Below are 14,474 nucleotides of genomic sequence, written 5' to 3'. Positions count from 1 at the left end.
ATGGACTTCAACGACACTCCCGAGGAAGCCACCTTCCGCAAGGAAGTCCGCGCCTGGCTGGACGCCAACGCCACGCGCAAGACCGACGACAAGCAGAGCTTCCGGGCACGCAACGACGATCCCAATCTCCTCGCGAAAGCCAGGGAGTGGCAGGCCAAGAAGGCCGCCGCTGGATACGCCCGCATCACCTGGCCGAAGGAATATGGCGGCCGCGGTGGATCGCCGATCCTGCAGGTGATCTATCAGCAGGAAGAGGCGAACTACCTGGTACCCCTCGGCTTCTTCGACATCGGGCTCGGCATGTGTATTCCGACCATGATGGCCTATGCCACGCCGGAGCAGCTCCGGCGCTATGTCAGGCCGGCATTGTTCGGCGAGGAAGTCTGGTGCCAGCTCTTCTCCGAGCCGGCGGCCGGCTCGGACGTAGCCGGCATCCGCACGCGCGCCGAGCGCGACGGCGATCACTGGGTGATCAACGGGCAGAAGGTCTGGACCTCGGGTGCGCACTATTGCGACTATGGCATCGTCATCACTCGCACGGATCCGAACGTACCCAAGCACGCCGGCCTCACCATGTTCTTCCTGTCGATGAAGACCCCGGGTATCGAGGTACGGCCGATCAAGCAGATTTCCGGCGGCGCCAACTTCAACGAGGTGTTCTTCACCAACGTGCGCATCCCCGACAGCCAGCGACTGGGCAAGGTGGGCGAGGGCTGGAAGGCGGCGCTCACCACCCTGATGAACGAGCGGCTCGCCGTCGGCCTGCCCGCTGGTGGCCTCGATGTCGACGAACTGATGGAGCTGGCACGAGACACCGACCTCGAAGACGGACCCGCGATCCGCAACCAGCAGGTGCGCGGCAGGATTGCCGACTGGTACGTCCAGCAGCAGGGCCTGAAGCTCACGCGCTATCGCACGTTGACGGCGCTCTCCAAGGGACAGACGCCGGGACCCGAATCGTCGATCATCAAGATCGTGGCGGCACCCAAGATGCAGGACATGGGCGCTTTCGCCATGGAACTGATGGGGCCGGCCGGGATCATGAAGGAGGACGTGCCGCATGCCGCGGGCTTCCAGGCGCAATGGGTCGGGGGCGCCGGCTTCCGCATTGCCGGCGGCACTGACGAGATCCTGCGCAACATCGTGGCCGAGCGCGTCCTCGGGCTGCCTCAGGATGTCCGGGTCGACAAGGACATCCCGTTCAATCAGCTGGGAAAGAAGTAACGCCATGAACAGGCTCGACGGCAAGGTCGCCTTCCTGTCGGGTGCCGCACGCGGCATTGGCGGTGCGACGGCGAGATTGATGGCGGCTGCGGGTGCGAAGATAGCGATCGGTGACGTGCTCGACGAAGCCGGCCGCAAGCTTGCCCGGGAGATCGACGCACTCTACGTGCATCTCGACGTCACCCAGGAGGCGAGCTGGGCGGAGGCAATGGACGTCACGGTCGGCAAGTACGGCAAGCTCGACGTGCTGGTCAACAATGCCGGCATCTTCAACGGCAAGGGCGTCGAGGAAGCCTCTCTCGAGGAGTGGCAGCGATTGGTCGCGGTGAACCTGACCGGCGTCGTGCTGGGCACGCGCGCGGCGTTGCCGCATCTGAAGAAGAGTGGCAATGCAGCCATCGTCAATCTCGCCTCGATCGCGGGGCTGGTCGGCAGCCAGCTTGATCCGCTCTACTCGTTGACCAAGGGCGGCGTCACGCTGTTCACCAAGTCGACGGCCCTCGAGTTCGGTCGCAAAGGGTACAAGATCCGAGTCAACTCGATCCATCCCGGCCTCATCGAGACCGACATGGGACAGCAGACCTTTGTCATGCGTGCCAGGCAGGTCGGCACCAACGACACCGAGAAGGCGCGGCAGGCGACGCTCGCACTGCATCCGATCGGCCGGCTGGGAATGGCCGAGGACATCGCCAAGGGCATCGTGTTCCTGGCCTCCGACGACGCGAGCTTCATGACCGGAGCCGGCCTGGTGGTCGACGGCGGCTGGACGGCCCACTGATCAGAAGATGCCGGTAGCCAGTCCCGCCGCCATCGCCGCGCCGAGTTCCTCGCATTGCCCGACGAAAGTGGGCTGCCACGGTCCCCGACAGATCAGAGGTTCCTGGACCGCGCGCCAACGCAGGCCGGTGAGGATGGTCTCGATACCGCGGCGTGTCCCGGTGCCGTCGCTGCCAGCGCGAATGTAGAGTGCGCAGGGCAGACCGCTCGTCCTGTCGAGCAGCGGGTTGTAGGAACGGTCGAAGAAGTCTTTCAGGGCACCGCTCATGTAGCCCAGGTTCTCGGTCGTGCCGAGGATCACGGCCTGCGACGCCAGGACGTCGTCCGGTCCCGCTTGCAGCGGTGCCACGACGTGTACTTCGATACCGGTTTCGCTGCGCGCACCGCGTTCGGCGGCGTCGCGCAACGCGCGCGTGTTGTCGGACGGGGCATGTGCCACGATGAGGAGCCGTTTTGCCATAGCCGGATCCTACCATGGTCAAGAAACTGCTGATCGCCAACCGCGGCGAGATCGCCATTCGTATCGCCCAGGCCGCTGCCGAGCTTGGCGTCACCACTGTGGGTGTCCACGCCGAGGATGACGCTGCTTCGCTGCATGTGCGGCGCGTCGACGAGACCCGGGCATTGAATGGAAGGGGTGCGGCGGCCTATCTCGATGTTCAGGGCATCGTCGACGCGGCCCGGGCAGCAGGCTGCGACGCCGTGCATCCGGGCTATGGGTTCCTGTCGGAGAACGCGGACTTTGCCCGGGCTTGCGGTGCAGCGAAGATTCGCTTCGTCGGCCCTACGCCCGAGCAGCTCGACCTGTTCGGGGACAAGGCACGGGCGCGCGCGCATGCCGTCAGATGCAAGGTGCCAGTGTTGCCCGGCACCGAGGGGCCGACGAATGCTGCGGGCATCGCCACGTTCTTCAGAAAGCACGCCAAGGCGGGAATCGTCATCAAGGCGATCGCCGGGGGTGGTGGGCGTGGCATGCGGCTGGTCAGGCAGGAAGACGAGATCACCGAGGCTTTCGCCCGCGCCTCTGCCGAGGCCGAGGCTGCCTTCGGCAACGGTGCTCTCTATGCCGAGCGCCTGGTCGGAAGGGCGCGCCACATCGAGATCCAGATCGTGGGCGACGGCAAAGGACGCATCGTCGCTCTGGGAGAGCGCGAGTGCAGCCTGCAGCGGCGTAGCCAGAAGATCGTCGAAATGGCGCCGAGTCCGGGCTTGTCGGCGGCGTTGCGGAAAAGGATCGTCGGAGCTGCAGCCGCGATGGCCAAGGCGGTAAAGTACAGGAGCCTCGGCACGTTCGAGTTCCTGGTCGATGGCGATGCCTTCTTCTTCATCGAGGCCAATCCGCGCCTGCAGGTCGAGCACACCGTCACCGAGGAAGTGTGGGGTGTCGACCTGGTGAAGGCGCAATTGAGCGGCGTTCTGCCCGAGAGTGAAGGCCCGCGCGGCCACGCTATCCAGCTTCGCGTCAATCTCGAAACCATGACCGCCGACGGCTCGGCCAAGCCCAGCGGTGGCACTCTCGGCGTTTTCGAGCCACCAACCGGACTCGGCGTGCGTGTCGACACCTATGGCTATGCCGGCTACCGCACCAATCCGAACTTCGATTCGTTGCTCGCAAAGGTGATCGTGCACGGCGAGACGTTCGAGGCGGCGCTGATCCGGGCCGAGCGCTCCCTGATGGCGTTCCGCCTGGAAGGTGCGCCCTCGAACATCGGCTTTCTGCGCGCGCTGATCGCCGACAAGGCACTTCGCGCCAACAAGGTCCACACGCGTTTCATCGACGAGCACGCCGCGCGTCTGGTGGAAGTCGCAGAACAATTCGAGAAGCCGCCGGTGCCGCCGCGGCAAGCCGGCGCGCGGGTCGATGCCATCGATCCGTTGGCTGTCCTGGCTTACGGAAAATCGCAGGGCGACGCGGCCGCCTCCGCGAGCAATGCTCCGGAAGGCACGGTGCCGGTGCCGGCGCCCATGCAAGGCACGATCGTCAGTATCGCCGTCGAGGAAGGGGACGCTGTCGCGGTCGGTCAGCCGCTCCTGATCATGGATGCCATGAAGATGCAGCACGAGATCAGGAGTCCGGCGCGAGGCTACGTGCGACGGATCGCGGTCGAGGCGGGTGAGACCATCTATGAAGGCCATGCGCTGCTCTTCGTCGAGGAGGCCGACGTCGAGGTGCGAGGGGCGACCGTGGCCGAAACGATCGATCTCGACCACATCCGTCCTGATCTTGCCGAATATTTCGAGCGTCGCGCCATGACGCTGGACGACAGAAGGCCCGATTCGGTGGCGCGACGACGCAAGACCAACCAGCGCACGGCGCGCGAGAACCTGAACGACCTGATCGACCCCGGTTCCTTCATCGAATGGGGCGCCTTCGCCATCGCCAGCCAGCGGACGCGCCGGACGCAGGAGGACCTGATCGAGAAGACGCCGGCCGACGGACTGATCACCGGCATCGGCTGCGTCAACGGCGCGTTGTTCGGGCCCGAGCGCTCGCGCACGGCGATCGCCCACTACGACTACACGGTGCTCGCCGGCACCCAGGGCAAGACCAACCATCACAAGAAGGATCGGCTGTTCGAGATCGTCGAGGCCGACCGGCTGCCGCTGGTTTTCTTCACCGAGGGCGGCGGCGGACGGCCGGGCGACGTCGACGTCCAGTCGGTCGCCGGCCTGAACACCATGGCGTTCCACATCTTCGGCCGGCTGAGCGGCGTGTCGCCGCTGGTCGGCATCAACTCGGGCCGCTGCTTCGCCGGCAACGCCGCGATCCTCGGTTGCTGCGACGTGGTGATCGCGACCAGGAATTCGTCGATCGGCATGGGGGGGCCGGCGATGATCGAGGGCGGCAATCTCGGCGTCTTCGCGCCCGAGGAAGTCGGCCCGATGAGCGTGCAGGTGCCCAACGGCACGGTCGACATCGCGGTCGAGGACGAACAGGAAGCGGTCGCCGTCGCCAAGAAGTATCTCTCGTATTTCCAGGGCGCTCTGCCCGACTGGCGCTGCGCCGACCAGCGGCTGCTGCGTCGGGCGATCCCCGAGAATCGTCTGCGCGTCTACGACGTCCGTACCGTGATCGACACGCTCGCCGACGAAGGCTCGGTGCTAGAGATCCGGCGCGCCTTCGGGCCCGGTATGGTGACGGCGCTCGCCCGCGTCGAGGGCAAGCCGTTCGGCATCGTCGCCAACAACCCGACGCATCTCGCCGGCGCCATCGATTCGGACGGCTCGGACAAGGCGGCGCGCTTCCTCCAGCTCTGCGACGCCTTCGATCTGCCGGTGCTGTTCCTGTGCGACACGCCGGGCATGATGGTCGGCCCCGAGATCGAGAAGACGGCGCTGGTGCGCCACTGTTCGCGGCTCTTCGTGACCGGTGCCAACCTCACCGTTCCATTCGGCACCATCGTGCTGCGCAAGGCCTACGGGCTCGGCGCGCAGGCTATGGCCGGCGGGTCCTTTCACGCCGGCACCTTCGCCATCGCCTGGCCGACCGGCGAGTTTGGCGGCATGGGGCTCGAGGGCGCGGTCAAGCTGGGCTATCGCAAGGAATTGGAGGCGATCGGCGATCCGGCCGAGCGGCGCGCGCTGTTCGACAAGATGGTGGCGGCGGCCTATGCCCGCGGCAAGGCATTGAGCACCGCGACCTATTTCGAAGTCGACGAGGTGATCGACCCCGCCGAGTCGCGGCGCTGGATCGCCACCGGCCTGCTCGCGGCCCCCAGGCGCGAGCCGCTCCGGCACAAGAAGCGCCCCAACATCGATACGTGGTAGACTGCGTCCGTTGTGATACGGGTGATCCTTCTACTGCTGCTTGTCCTCGCGGCGCCGGCGCTGGCCGGCCCGGTCGAGGACGGCAAGGCTGCCTACGATCGCGGCGACGACGCGTCTGCGCTAGAGATCTGGGGTGCGGCGGCCGATAAGGGCGATGCCGACGCGCAGTTCTGGATGGGGGTGCTTTGCGATCTTGGCCGCGGCATGGCGCAGGACCACGCCGCCGCCGCCCAATGGTACCGTCGCGCCGCCGACCAGGGCCATGTCGTCGCCCAGCACAATCTCGCGCACATGTACGAGGCGGGCCACGGTCTGCCGGCGGAGTATGCGCTCGCGGCGGCCGTCACCTGGTACACGCGCGCCGCCAACCAGGGTTACCGGCCGTCCCAGGCCAATCTCGGCGCCATGTATGCCACGGGGCGCGGCGTGCGGCGCGACGACGTGCAAGCCTATAAGTGGTTCGTGCTGGCCGATTCCGCCGCCAACCGGGACCATGTCATGGCGCGCATGAGTCGGGCGGCGATCGCCCAAGGCGACGGCCTGGTCGCCGCCTGGAAAGCCAAGCCGGAACGGTAGCTATTCCTTCAGCCAGAACGTGTCGGGCTTGTAGAGGCCGATGTATCCGCCGGGATCCCAGGCGTAGTAGCCCTTCTCCGGCACGTTGCGCAGCTTGGGGCTGACCACGATCGGCTGCAGGATGCCGTTGACCGTGCCGATGGAGAAGGTCTGATCCGCGTGGGTCTGCAGGATGTTTTCCCACGCCTTCTGGCGCACCGCGGGATCGGCCGAACGCTCCCACTCGGAGAGATAGTCGAGCAGCTTGCAGGCTTCCGGCAAGTCGCACTTCTCACCCTGCGTACCGTTCGATTCGACGAACATGCCCCATTGCGGCCACTGAAGGCCACCCTGCATGGTGGGGGCGAACTCTTTCGGGCTGGTGTCGACGGTCGGCACCGCCGTCGTGACGCCGGCGTAGGCCGTCATGATCGCATCGCCGGACGAGACGCGCAGGCGGAAGTTCTCGCGCGTCTGCGGCTTGGCCAGGAGCTGGATACCGATCTTCTTCCAATGGTCGGTGATGAGGGCCAGCGCGTCGTTGTCCTCGGTCTCCTCGCTGGTGTGCTCGACCACGATGGTCGCCGGACGGCCGTCGGGCAGCCGGCGGATGCCCTGGTCGTTGCGCTTGGCCAAGCCCATCTCGTCGAGCAGTTTGTTGGCCAGCTTCGGGTCGTAGTTGGCCCACTTCGTCGCGTACTCGGGCTTGAAGAGCTCCGAACGGTCCATGATCGTGTTGTTCGAGGGCTTGGCGAGGCCGATATAGACGACCTCGTTGAGCTCGGCGCGATCGATGCCGAGCGAGAGGGCATGGCGGAAGCGCGCGTCGCGCATCACCTTGCGCCATACCTCGTCCTTGGCGTTGAGGTTCGGATAGAGCGCGATCTGGGCGCCCGAGCCCGACTCCCACAGGCGCACCAGCACGCCCGAGGTCTTGCTGCTCTTCTGCAGGAACGTGTAGTCCCGCATGTTGAGGTAGCGCGGCTGCAGGTCGGCCTCGCCGAGGCCGGCCTTGGCCGGCACCAGGTTGGGAGCCACCACCGTGAAGATGATTCGGTCGAGATAGGGAAGCTGCACGCCCTGCTCGTCGATCCGGTAGTAGTAGGGGTTGCGCGCGAACACGAAGCGTTGCGCCGGCGGCGCCGTCGTCAGCACCCAGGCGTTGAGCGTGGGCAGGTCGGGATTGTCGTTGTTGTACATGACATCGACGCGACGATGGATCTGCACCCACTTGATGCTCTGCCCACCCCTGGCCGCCTTGGCGATCTCCTCGGCCGGCGTGTACTTGATGTGGAACTTCTTCAGGTAGTGTGCGGGGCGGTACAGCCAGAGCGGCGCGGCTCGCGCCTGGCTGGGGATGAAGTAGGGGTTGGGCTTGTCCCAGGTGTAGCGGACCGTGCGCTCGTCGATGATCTCGACCTTCGGCGGCCTGCCGTCGACCAGCAACTCGACGGGCGGCCCGCGCGGCGACAGCTCCTTGTTGTTGGCGACATCTTCCCAGAAATAGCGGAAATCCTCGGTGGTGAAGGGGTGGCCGTCCGACCATTTGTGCCCGGCCCGCAGCTTCAGGGTGAACTCGCGGCCTTCCTTGACGTCGTAGCTCTCGAGGATGTCGGGATGGAGCTTGAACTTGTCGTCGTAGACGATCAGGCGCGCATTGGCGTAGATCGTCATCAGGCGCGTGTCGCGCGGCCCGCCGATCAGGATGTTCAAGTCGCCGCCCACCCGACCCATGCCGTCGCCGCCGGGGAAGTGCTGCACGATGGAAGGCTGCTCGGGGATGCGCTTGGCGACCGGAGGCAGCGCGCCCGATTTCACCTGCTCGGCGAGGGAGGGTGTCTCTTGCATCGTCGGCAGGGGATTGGCCGTCGCCAGCGGCCCCAGGAAGAAGGTGCCGAGAACGATTACTGCCGCGAAAACACGCCTTTTCATCCCATCCTCGTGTGCTCTACCCACAGCACAATATGGCCCCGATGATGTCGAAAATCAGTACCGGTCGAACGCACGTCTTGGGCCAGGCCGCATGCCTTCCGGGATACTCGGCTTGACGGTCCCATTGGCGGGAACGGTATCGGGTGCGTAGGCGCCGCGTACCCCGATCGGCCGGTCGCCCTTCACGGTCACACGCTCCATGACGCGGCGCGCAGGATAGTAATCGTGCGCCGCGTAGTGCAGCACCGACCGGTTATCCCACATCACCAGCGTATTGGGTTGCCACTTCACCCGAAGCTGATACTCCGGGATCGTCGCCTGTCGATAAAGGTACTCCAGAAGCGTGTCGCTCTCGTCCGGCTTGAGTCCCTTGAGGCGCACGCAGAACTGCCGGTTGACATAGAGAACGCGGCGGCCCGAGACGGGATGCACGCGCACCACGGGGTGCCAGGGATTGGGGAACTGGTCCTCGAGCTGGCGCAGCCTGGCGCGGTCCCGCTCGCCGAACAGCGGCCGCCACGGCTTGAAGTCGTGCAGCGCCTCGAGCCCGTGGATGTGTTGCTTCATGCGCTCGGAAAGTCCGCGATAGGCGGCGCTCATGCTGGAAAACAGCGTGTCGCCGCCGACCTCGGGCACCACCTTGGCACGCAGGATGGTGGCCATCGGCGGCGCCTCCCGGAACGTCTCGTCGGCGTGCCAGATGTCGGTCAGGGCCGGCGGATTGTCGGCCGAGTAGTCGAGAATGATGACTTCGGGCTTGTCGGGCAGGTTGGGCGAGAAGGGATGGATCGAGAGCTCGCCGAACAGCGCGCCGAAGGCCATCTGCTCGTCGACCGTGATGTCCTGGTCGCGCATCACGATCACCTCGTAGTGCACGAAGGCGTCGTGGACGATGCGGAACTGCTCGGGCGAAAGCGGGCGGCGCAGGTCGACACCCTCGATCTCGGCGCCGATGAACCCGTTGAGGGGCCTGACGCGGACCTCGGACGTTGCCGCCTTGCGCGGTGCGGCAGAGCGAACCGGCATCGTTTCCTCCCATTGCTTATTGGGCTAATCCTAGCCCGAATAGTCCGGGGGAACCATGGCAAGCGGGTTGGAGAACGAGTACGTCGCCCTGCACGAACTCGTGAAAGCGGCGAAAGTGCGGCTCAACGCCAACATCTGGGACTACCTCATCGGTGGCACCGAGACGGAGACGACGCTGCGCCGCAACCGCATGGCGCTCGACTCGATCGCCTTCCGCCCGCGCGTCCTGCGCGACGTCTCGAAGATCGACCCCTCGTCGGAGATCTTCGGCCGCAAGCTCAGGATTCCGGTGATCCTCGCACCGGTCGGCTCGCTCGAATCCTTCGAGCCCGGCGGCGGCATCACGGTGGCCAGGGGCGCCGGGGCCGGCGGCGTCGGCATGATGATCAGCTCGGTGACGACGCTCAGGCTCGAGGACATCGTCAAGGGCGGCGCCGGCCCCAAGATCTACCAGCTCTACGTGCGCGGCGACGACGCCTGGGTGGCCGAGCGGGTCAAGCAGGCGATGGGCGCGGGCTACGACGCCTTCTGCATCACTGTCGACACCCAGGTCTATTCGCGGCGCGAGCGCGACATCGCCAAGCGCTTCGTCAAGTCGTGGCGCACGGCGGCGACGGGCCAGGACCACCAGGCCGCCTTCGCCTGGGACAATTTCAAGCGGATGAAGGACAGGTTCCCCGACGTGAAATTCCTGCTGAAGGGCATCGGTACGGCGGAGGACGCCGAGATCGCCTGCCAGCACGGCGTCTGGGCGGTCTACTGTTCGAACCACGGCGGCCGCCAGCTCGACCATGGCCGCGGCTCGGCGGCGGTCCTGCCCGAGATCGTCGAGACGGTGGCGGGCCGCGCCAGGATCATCGTCGACGGCTCGTTCAGCCGCGGCTCCGACATCGTCAAGGCGATCGCGATGGGCGCCGACTGGGTCGGTCTCGGCCGACTCTATTGCTACGGCCTCGCCGCCTCGGGCGCTGCCGGCATCGAGCGCATGGTCGAGTTGCTCGAGGAGGAGATGAAGGAGGTCATGGGCCTGCTGGGCGTCACCCGCCTCGATCAACTCGACAGGAGCTACATCGCCGCCGCCGCGCCGGCCACCGAGCCCGGCGTGCATTCGGCCTTCCCGCTGCTGCGTGAAGGCTACTGACGGCCCGCGGCGTCAGGATTTTATCATCGTCTGCGGGATGATCAGGATGATCTCCGGGAAGGCGAGCAGGATCGCCACGTTGACGATGTCGACCGCGACGAACCAGCCGCAGCCGCGGAAGATGTCACCCATGCTGACGTTTTTTGCGACGCCCTTCAGGACATAGACGTTGAGGCCGACCGGCGGCGTCATCAGCCCGATCTCGACCATGCGCACCACCAGGATGCCGAACACGATGGGGTCGATGCCGAGCGCCTTGATGGTCGGCAGGATGATCGGCACGGTCAGCAGCACCATGCCGATGCCGTCGATGAACATGCCGAGCACGAGATAGAGCGCCAGGATGCCGATCAGGATCACGATCGGCGGCACGTCGAGACCGGTGATGCTCGCGGCGATCGCCGCCGGCGTGCCGGTGAAGCCGAGGAAGTGGACGAAGATCAATACGCCGGTGATGATCGCGAAGATGAGCGAAGTCGTCCGCACCGTCTCGACCAGGGCAGCCCGGAACTCCTTGAAGCGCATGCGGGGAATCGCGAGCAGGAGCGCTCCCAACGCTCCGACGCCGGCGGCTTCCGTGGGCGTGGCGAGGCCGGTGTACATGCTGCCCATGACGAACATGATGATGGCGATCATGCCCCACACGCCCTTGAGGGACGTGAAACGGTCGCGCCAGGTGATGCCGCGGATCGGCAGCCCCAGCTTGGGATTGATCTTGAAGCGGATCAGCAACATGGCGATGTAGCTCACCGCCTGCAGCAGCCCCGGCAGGATGCCGGCGAGCAGCAGCGCACCGATCGATTCCTCGGCGATGAAGCCGTAGATCACGATCAACACCGACGGCGGGATCATGATGGCGAGCGTGCCGCCGGCCGCGACACAGCCGGTCGCGATCTTGTCGTCGTAGCCGTATTTCTTGAGTTCGGGGAGAGCCACTCGGCCCATGACCGCGGCCGAGGCCGTCGAGGCGCCGCAGGCCGCCGCGAAGCCGGCGCTGCCGGCAACCGTGGCGACCGCGAGTCCGCCGGGCAGATGACCGAGCCATTGTCGCGCCGTCCAGTAGATATCGCGCGTGATGTTGGCGTAGTAGGCGAAGAAGCCCATCATGATGAAGAGCGGCAACACCAGCAGGTTGTAGTTGGTGGCGTGGCCGATGATGGATTGCGCCGAGAGCGCCGCCGCCGGGTCGTAACCCCGCATGATCCACAATCCGCCGAAGCCGCAGATCGCCGTGGCGAAGGCGATGCGCACGCCCGACATCAGGATCAAGGTCAGCGTGACGAGCGACAGGACGCCGATGCTAACGGTATCCATGACGCGGACCTTCCGGGGTTGTCGGGGCGGCAGTGAAGAAGCGGTGGCTACTCGACGGCATGCATGCCGCCCGCTTCGGGTTCGTTGGCCGGAAAGCGATCCGGATTCCACAGGTGAAGGTATTGCAGGTACATGCGCAGCGCCGTCAGGGCATAGCCGAGCGTTACCGCGGCGCCCGTCGGCCATGTCTTGAAGTAGGGCGGAGACATGGTGACGTCGTCGTAGAGCCAGAGCTGCCAGGCGTTCTTGGCGCTGAACCAGGCGAGCACCGAACAGATGAAGATGCTGACCAGCAGCGTCGCCATCACGGCCCGTCGCCGCGCGTTCCTCGGCAGCATGTCGAGCGCGAGGTCCATGCCGACATGCCCGTGCGTGGCCTGGGTATAGGAAAGCCCGAGGAACACGATGATCGGCATCAGCAGTTCGCTGAGCTCGAGATGTCCCGGTATGGGCGCGACGAAGAGGTATCGCATGGCCACTTCGGCGCCGACGAACGCCATCACGAAGACGGCGAGCATCGCGGCCACGGCGACCAGCGCCATCTCGATCGGTCGCAGCAGGCGGCCGACGATTCCTGCCGCGATCGTCGTGACCACCATCAAGGCGGCGACGACGATCGCCAGTAAGATCAACTCATGCATGGAAGGACAGCGGTCGGGTTATTTCTTGGCCGCGGTCCTGGCCTTGCCGACCTCCGCCTTGACGAACTCGAGAATCTCGGTGCCCGGCCGGCCGGCGCTATCCTGTTCCTTGGCCCACTCCTTCCAGATCGGGCCGGAGGCTTCGATGAGCTTGTTCCGTTCGGCTTCAGGGAACTGCGTGACCTCGAGTTTTTCCTTGAACAGCGGAATCCACTTGTCGTCTTCCTTCTTGTAGATCTCCATCAAGGCCTTGGTGGCCGCCTCCTGGGCCTGTGGCAGCTTGGCCTTGAGATCGTCCGGCAGCTTGTTCCATGCCGTCAGGCTGACGCCCTGCCAGCACAGGAAGCCGCTCATCGCCATGCCTTCGGTCACGAACTTGGAGACTTCGTAGAGCTTGTAGGCGCCGAACGTGTAGCTGTAGGGAAAGCCGAAGCTGTCAATCGTGCCGCGTTCGAGCGCCTGATAGCTCTCCGGCGCCGTGACCATCGTCGGCACCGCGCCGAATGCCTGCAACGCCTTGGCGTTCAGTCCGGTGATCCGCATCTTCACGCCCTTCATGTCGGCAACCGACGCGATGCGCTTGTTGCCCATGAATTCGAAGGCCGGAAGGAAGGTGGGCGACAGATACTTGATGTTCCAGCGCTCGGCCATCTCCTTGACGATGGCCGGATGCTGCAGCACGGCGTGGTTGACGACGGCGTTCTGCGCCAGGTCACGCGGCGGCAGGAACGGCAACTCCATCACCGTCGTCAACGGGAACTTGTTCGGATAGTAGCCGGCGCAGAGCTGGGCGCCTTCATAGCCGCCGGCCTTGATCGCCTCGGGCGCCTGCCGCTCGGGACCGAGCGCCGCGCCGTAGTGGATCTTGATCTCGAACTTGCCGCCCGACTCCTTCTTGTAGAAGTCGGCCATCGCCTCGATGCCCGCGGTGACCGCGCGCTTGGGCCCGAAGATGTTGAAGTTCCAGGTGATGTCCTGCGCAACGGCAGGCGACGCGACCACTACACCGGCAACTACGCACGCAACGCACGCAAACGGAGCTCTTGCCATGATAGCCTCCCTTTTCGTGCACCTTTGCTCTGGCGCTTGCAGACAGCATGCACAGGTTCGGAACGCGGATCAACATGTCGCGCTCTCCCGGTGGCTGGTTCATCCGTTCGGCGTCAACTCCGCTGCAGAAACCGCAGAAACCTTCCGCAAGGCCGGATTGACCGCCCAGCGTCGCACCGGTCGGCCGCCTTGAGGGCCGCTGTCCGGCGTTGCGAGACTGCGCAGCACGCCGAGGCCGGTGAGGGTGCCGCCGATCCTAGCCCCGCCCGATGAACGGCATCTTGGTCGCCATCACGGTCATGAACTGCACGTTGGCGTCGAGCGGCAGGCTGTCCATGTAGACGATCGCCTTGGCGACCGCGTCGACATCCATGCGCGGCTCGACCCGTGTCGTGCCGTCGGGCTGCGGCACGCCCTTGGTCATGCGCTCGGTCATCGGCGTGACGGCGTTGCCGATGTCGATCTGGCCGCAGGCGATGTCGTAGGCGCGGCCGTCGAGCGAGGTCGACTTGGTGAGGCCGGTGATGGCGTGCTTGGTCGATGTGTAGGCGACCGAGAAGGGCCGCGGCGCATGCGCCGAGATCGAGCCGTTGTTGATGATGCGGCCGCCGCGCGGCTTCTGGTCCTTCATGATCTTCATGGCTTCCTGCGTGCACAGGAACGGGCCGGTCAGGTTGGCGGCGACGACCGAGAGCCAGGTCTCGTAGGGCAGTTCCTCGAGCGGCACCGGCGGCGCCCCGCCGCCGGCATTGTTGAACACCAAGTCGAGCCGGCCCCAGGTCGCCTTGACCTTGGCAAAGAGCGCCACGATGTCGTCTCGCCTGGTGACGTCGGTCGGCACCGCCATGGCATTGGGCGCGTTGTTGCCCGCCATCTTGGCGGTCTCGTCGAGCGCGTCCTTGCGCCGGCCCGCCAGCGCCACCTTGTAGCCGTTCTGCAGCAGGGCGAGAGCCGAGGCGCGGCCGATGCCGCTGCCTGCTCCTGTCACGATCGCGATCTTTGCCATGGGTGTTCCTCCTCGCCGGCGGACCCTAGCAGACCGGCGC

12 protein-coding genes are annotated in these 14,474 nt (G+C 65.7%); 5 read left to right on the top strand and 7 right to left on the bottom strand.

Annotated features, from left to right (window positions below; translation table 11 throughout):
* Together KIT25_17765 and KIT25_17760 are read left to right on the top strand one after the other, a co-directional pair.
* Positions 1 to 1,224 carry an acyl-CoA dehydrogenase family protein gene (locus KIT25_17765; GenBank protein UYN93883.1) on the top strand — a complete coding sequence of 408 codons (1,224 nt, stop codon included), beginning with the start codon at positions 1 to 3 and terminating at the stop codon, positions 1,222 to 1,224.
* 4 nt (positions 1,225 to 1,228) lie between these two features.
* Entirely contained in the window at positions 1,229 to 2,002 is a 774-nt protein-coding gene (locus KIT25_17760) for a glucose 1-dehydrogenase (protein ID UYN93882.1), read from the top strand.
* On the opposite strand, the gene KIT25_17755 is transcribed toward KIT25_17760, so the two are convergent.
* Positions 2,003 to 2,461, bottom strand: coding sequence for a flavodoxin family protein (locus KIT25_17755; GenBank protein ID UYN93881.1), 459 nt, complete (start codon positions 2,459 to 2,461; stop codon positions 2,003 to 2,005).
* A 14-nt stretch (positions 2,462 to 2,475) separates the two neighbouring features.
* On the opposite strand from KIT25_17755, the gene KIT25_17750 reads away from it, so the two are divergent.
* Both KIT25_17750 and KIT25_17745 read left to right on the top strand, forming a co-directional pair.
* Complete coding sequence (locus KIT25_17750; protein UYN93880.1) at positions 2,476 to 5,769, top strand: biotin/lipoyl-binding protein; 3,294 nt, start codon at positions 2,476 to 2,478, stop codon at positions 5,767 to 5,769.
* Positions 5,770 to 5,790: 21 nt separating this feature from the next.
* Complete coding sequence (locus tag KIT25_17745; GenBank protein ID UYN93879.1) at positions 5,791 to 6,345, top strand: sel1 repeat family protein; 555 nt, start codon at positions 5,791 to 5,793, stop codon at positions 6,343 to 6,345.
* Here the strand turns inward: KIT25_17745 and KIT25_17740 are convergent, their stop codons facing one another.
* Together KIT25_17740 and KIT25_17735 are read right to left on the bottom strand one after the other, a co-directional pair.
* Positions 6,346 to 8,256, bottom strand: a complete 1,911-nt coding sequence (locus KIT25_17740) for an ABC transporter substrate-binding protein (GenBank protein ID UYN93878.1) — start codon at positions 8,254 to 8,256, stop codon at positions 6,346 to 6,348.
* 54 nt (positions 8,257 to 8,310) lie between these two features.
* Positions 8,311 to 9,282, bottom strand: a complete 972-nt coding sequence (locus KIT25_17735; GenBank protein ID UYN93877.1) for a TauD/TfdA family dioxygenase — start codon at positions 9,280 to 9,282, stop codon at positions 8,311 to 8,313.
* Positions 9,283 to 9,337: 55 nt separating this feature from the next.
* Here KIT25_17735 and KIT25_17730 point away from each other — a divergent pair, with 55 nt between their 5' ends.
* Positions 9,338 to 10,423: an alpha-hydroxy-acid oxidizing protein gene (locus KIT25_17730; GenBank protein ID UYN93876.1), complete on the top strand. Its 1,086-nt coding sequence runs from the start codon at positions 9,338 to 9,340 to the stop codon at positions 10,421 to 10,423.
* Between the two features lie 12 nt (positions 10,424 to 10,435).
* Here KIT25_17730 and KIT25_17725 read toward each other — a convergent pair whose 3' ends face one another.
* From KIT25_17725 to KIT25_17710, 4 genes are all read right to left on the bottom strand, one after another.
* Positions 10,436 to 11,737 carry a TRAP transporter large permease subunit gene (locus tag KIT25_17725; protein UYN93875.1) on the bottom strand — a complete coding sequence of 434 codons (1,302 nt, stop codon included), beginning with the start codon at positions 11,735 to 11,737 and terminating at the stop codon, positions 10,436 to 10,438.
* A 47-nt stretch (positions 11,738 to 11,784) separates the two neighbouring features.
* Complete coding sequence (locus KIT25_17720) at positions 11,785 to 12,378, bottom strand: TRAP transporter small permease (GenBank protein UYN93874.1); 594 nt, start codon at positions 12,376 to 12,378, stop codon at positions 11,785 to 11,787.
* An 18-nt stretch (positions 12,379 to 12,396) separates the two neighbouring features.
* Positions 12,397 to 13,428 carry a TRAP transporter substrate-binding protein DctP gene (gene dctP / locus KIT25_17715; GenBank protein ID UYN93873.1) on the bottom strand — a complete coding sequence of 344 codons (1,032 nt, stop codon included), beginning with the start codon at positions 13,426 to 13,428 and terminating at the stop codon, positions 12,397 to 12,399.
* 256 nt (positions 13,429 to 13,684) lie between these two features.
* Positions 13,685 to 14,434 carry an SDR family oxidoreductase gene (locus tag KIT25_17710; GenBank protein UYN93872.1) on the bottom strand — a complete coding sequence of 250 codons (750 nt, stop codon included), beginning with the start codon at positions 14,432 to 14,434 and terminating at the stop codon, positions 13,685 to 13,687.
* Positions 14,435 to 14,474: the final 40 nt, after the last annotated feature.

It is taken from the genome of Enhydrobacter sp. (assembly GCA_025808875.1).
Classification (GTDB): Bacteria; Pseudomonadota; Alphaproteobacteria; order Reyranellales; family Reyranellaceae; genus Reyranella.
The sequence above is the reverse complement of the archived record's forward strand: the minus strand, read 5'-3'. Positions and strand labels throughout refer to the sequence as shown.

What these genes read in the sequence shown, in the direction of transcription:
- KIT25_17765 (UYN93883.1), top strand. Translation starts at nt 1, where the DNA reads ATGGACTTCAACGACACTCCCGAGGAAGCCACCTTCCGCAAGGAAGTC.
- KIT25_17760 (UYN93882.1), top strand. Translation starts at nt 1,229, where the DNA reads ATGAACAGGCTCGACGGCAAGGTCGCCTTCCTGTCGGGTGCCGCACGC.
- KIT25_17755 (UYN93881.1), bottom strand. Translation starts at nt 2,461, where the DNA reads ATGGCAAAACGGCTCCTCATCGTGGCACATGCCCCGTCCGACAACACG.
- KIT25_17750 (UYN93880.1), top strand. Translation starts at nt 2,476, where the DNA reads ATGGTCAAGAAACTGCTGATCGCCAACCGCGGCGAGATCGCCATTCGT.
- KIT25_17740 (UYN93878.1), bottom strand. Translation starts at nt 8,256, where the DNA reads ATGAAAAGGCGTGTTTTCGCGGCAGTAATCGTTCTCGGCACCTTCTTC.
- KIT25_17735 (UYN93877.1), bottom strand. Translation starts at nt 9,282, where the DNA reads ATGCCGGTTCGCTCTGCCGCACCGCGCAAGGCGGCAACGTCCGAGGTC.
- KIT25_17730 (UYN93876.1), top strand. Translation starts at nt 9,338, where the DNA reads ATGGCAAGCGGGTTGGAGAACGAGTACGTCGCCCTGCACGAACTCGTG.
- KIT25_17725 (UYN93875.1), bottom strand. Translation starts at nt 11,737, where the DNA reads ATGGATACCGTTAGCATCGGCGTCCTGTCGCTCGTCACGCTGACCTTG.
- KIT25_17720 (UYN93874.1), bottom strand. Translation starts at nt 12,378, where the DNA reads ATGCATGAGTTGATCTTACTGGCGATCGTCGTCGCCGCCTTGATGGTG.
- dctP (UYN93873.1), bottom strand. Translation starts at nt 13,428, where the DNA reads ATGGCAAGAGCTCCGTTTGCGTGCGTTGCGTGCGTAGTTGCCGGTGTA.
- KIT25_17710 (UYN93872.1), bottom strand. Translation starts at nt 14,434, where the DNA reads ATGGCAAAGATCGCGATCGTGACAGGAGCAGGCAGCGGCATCGGCCGC.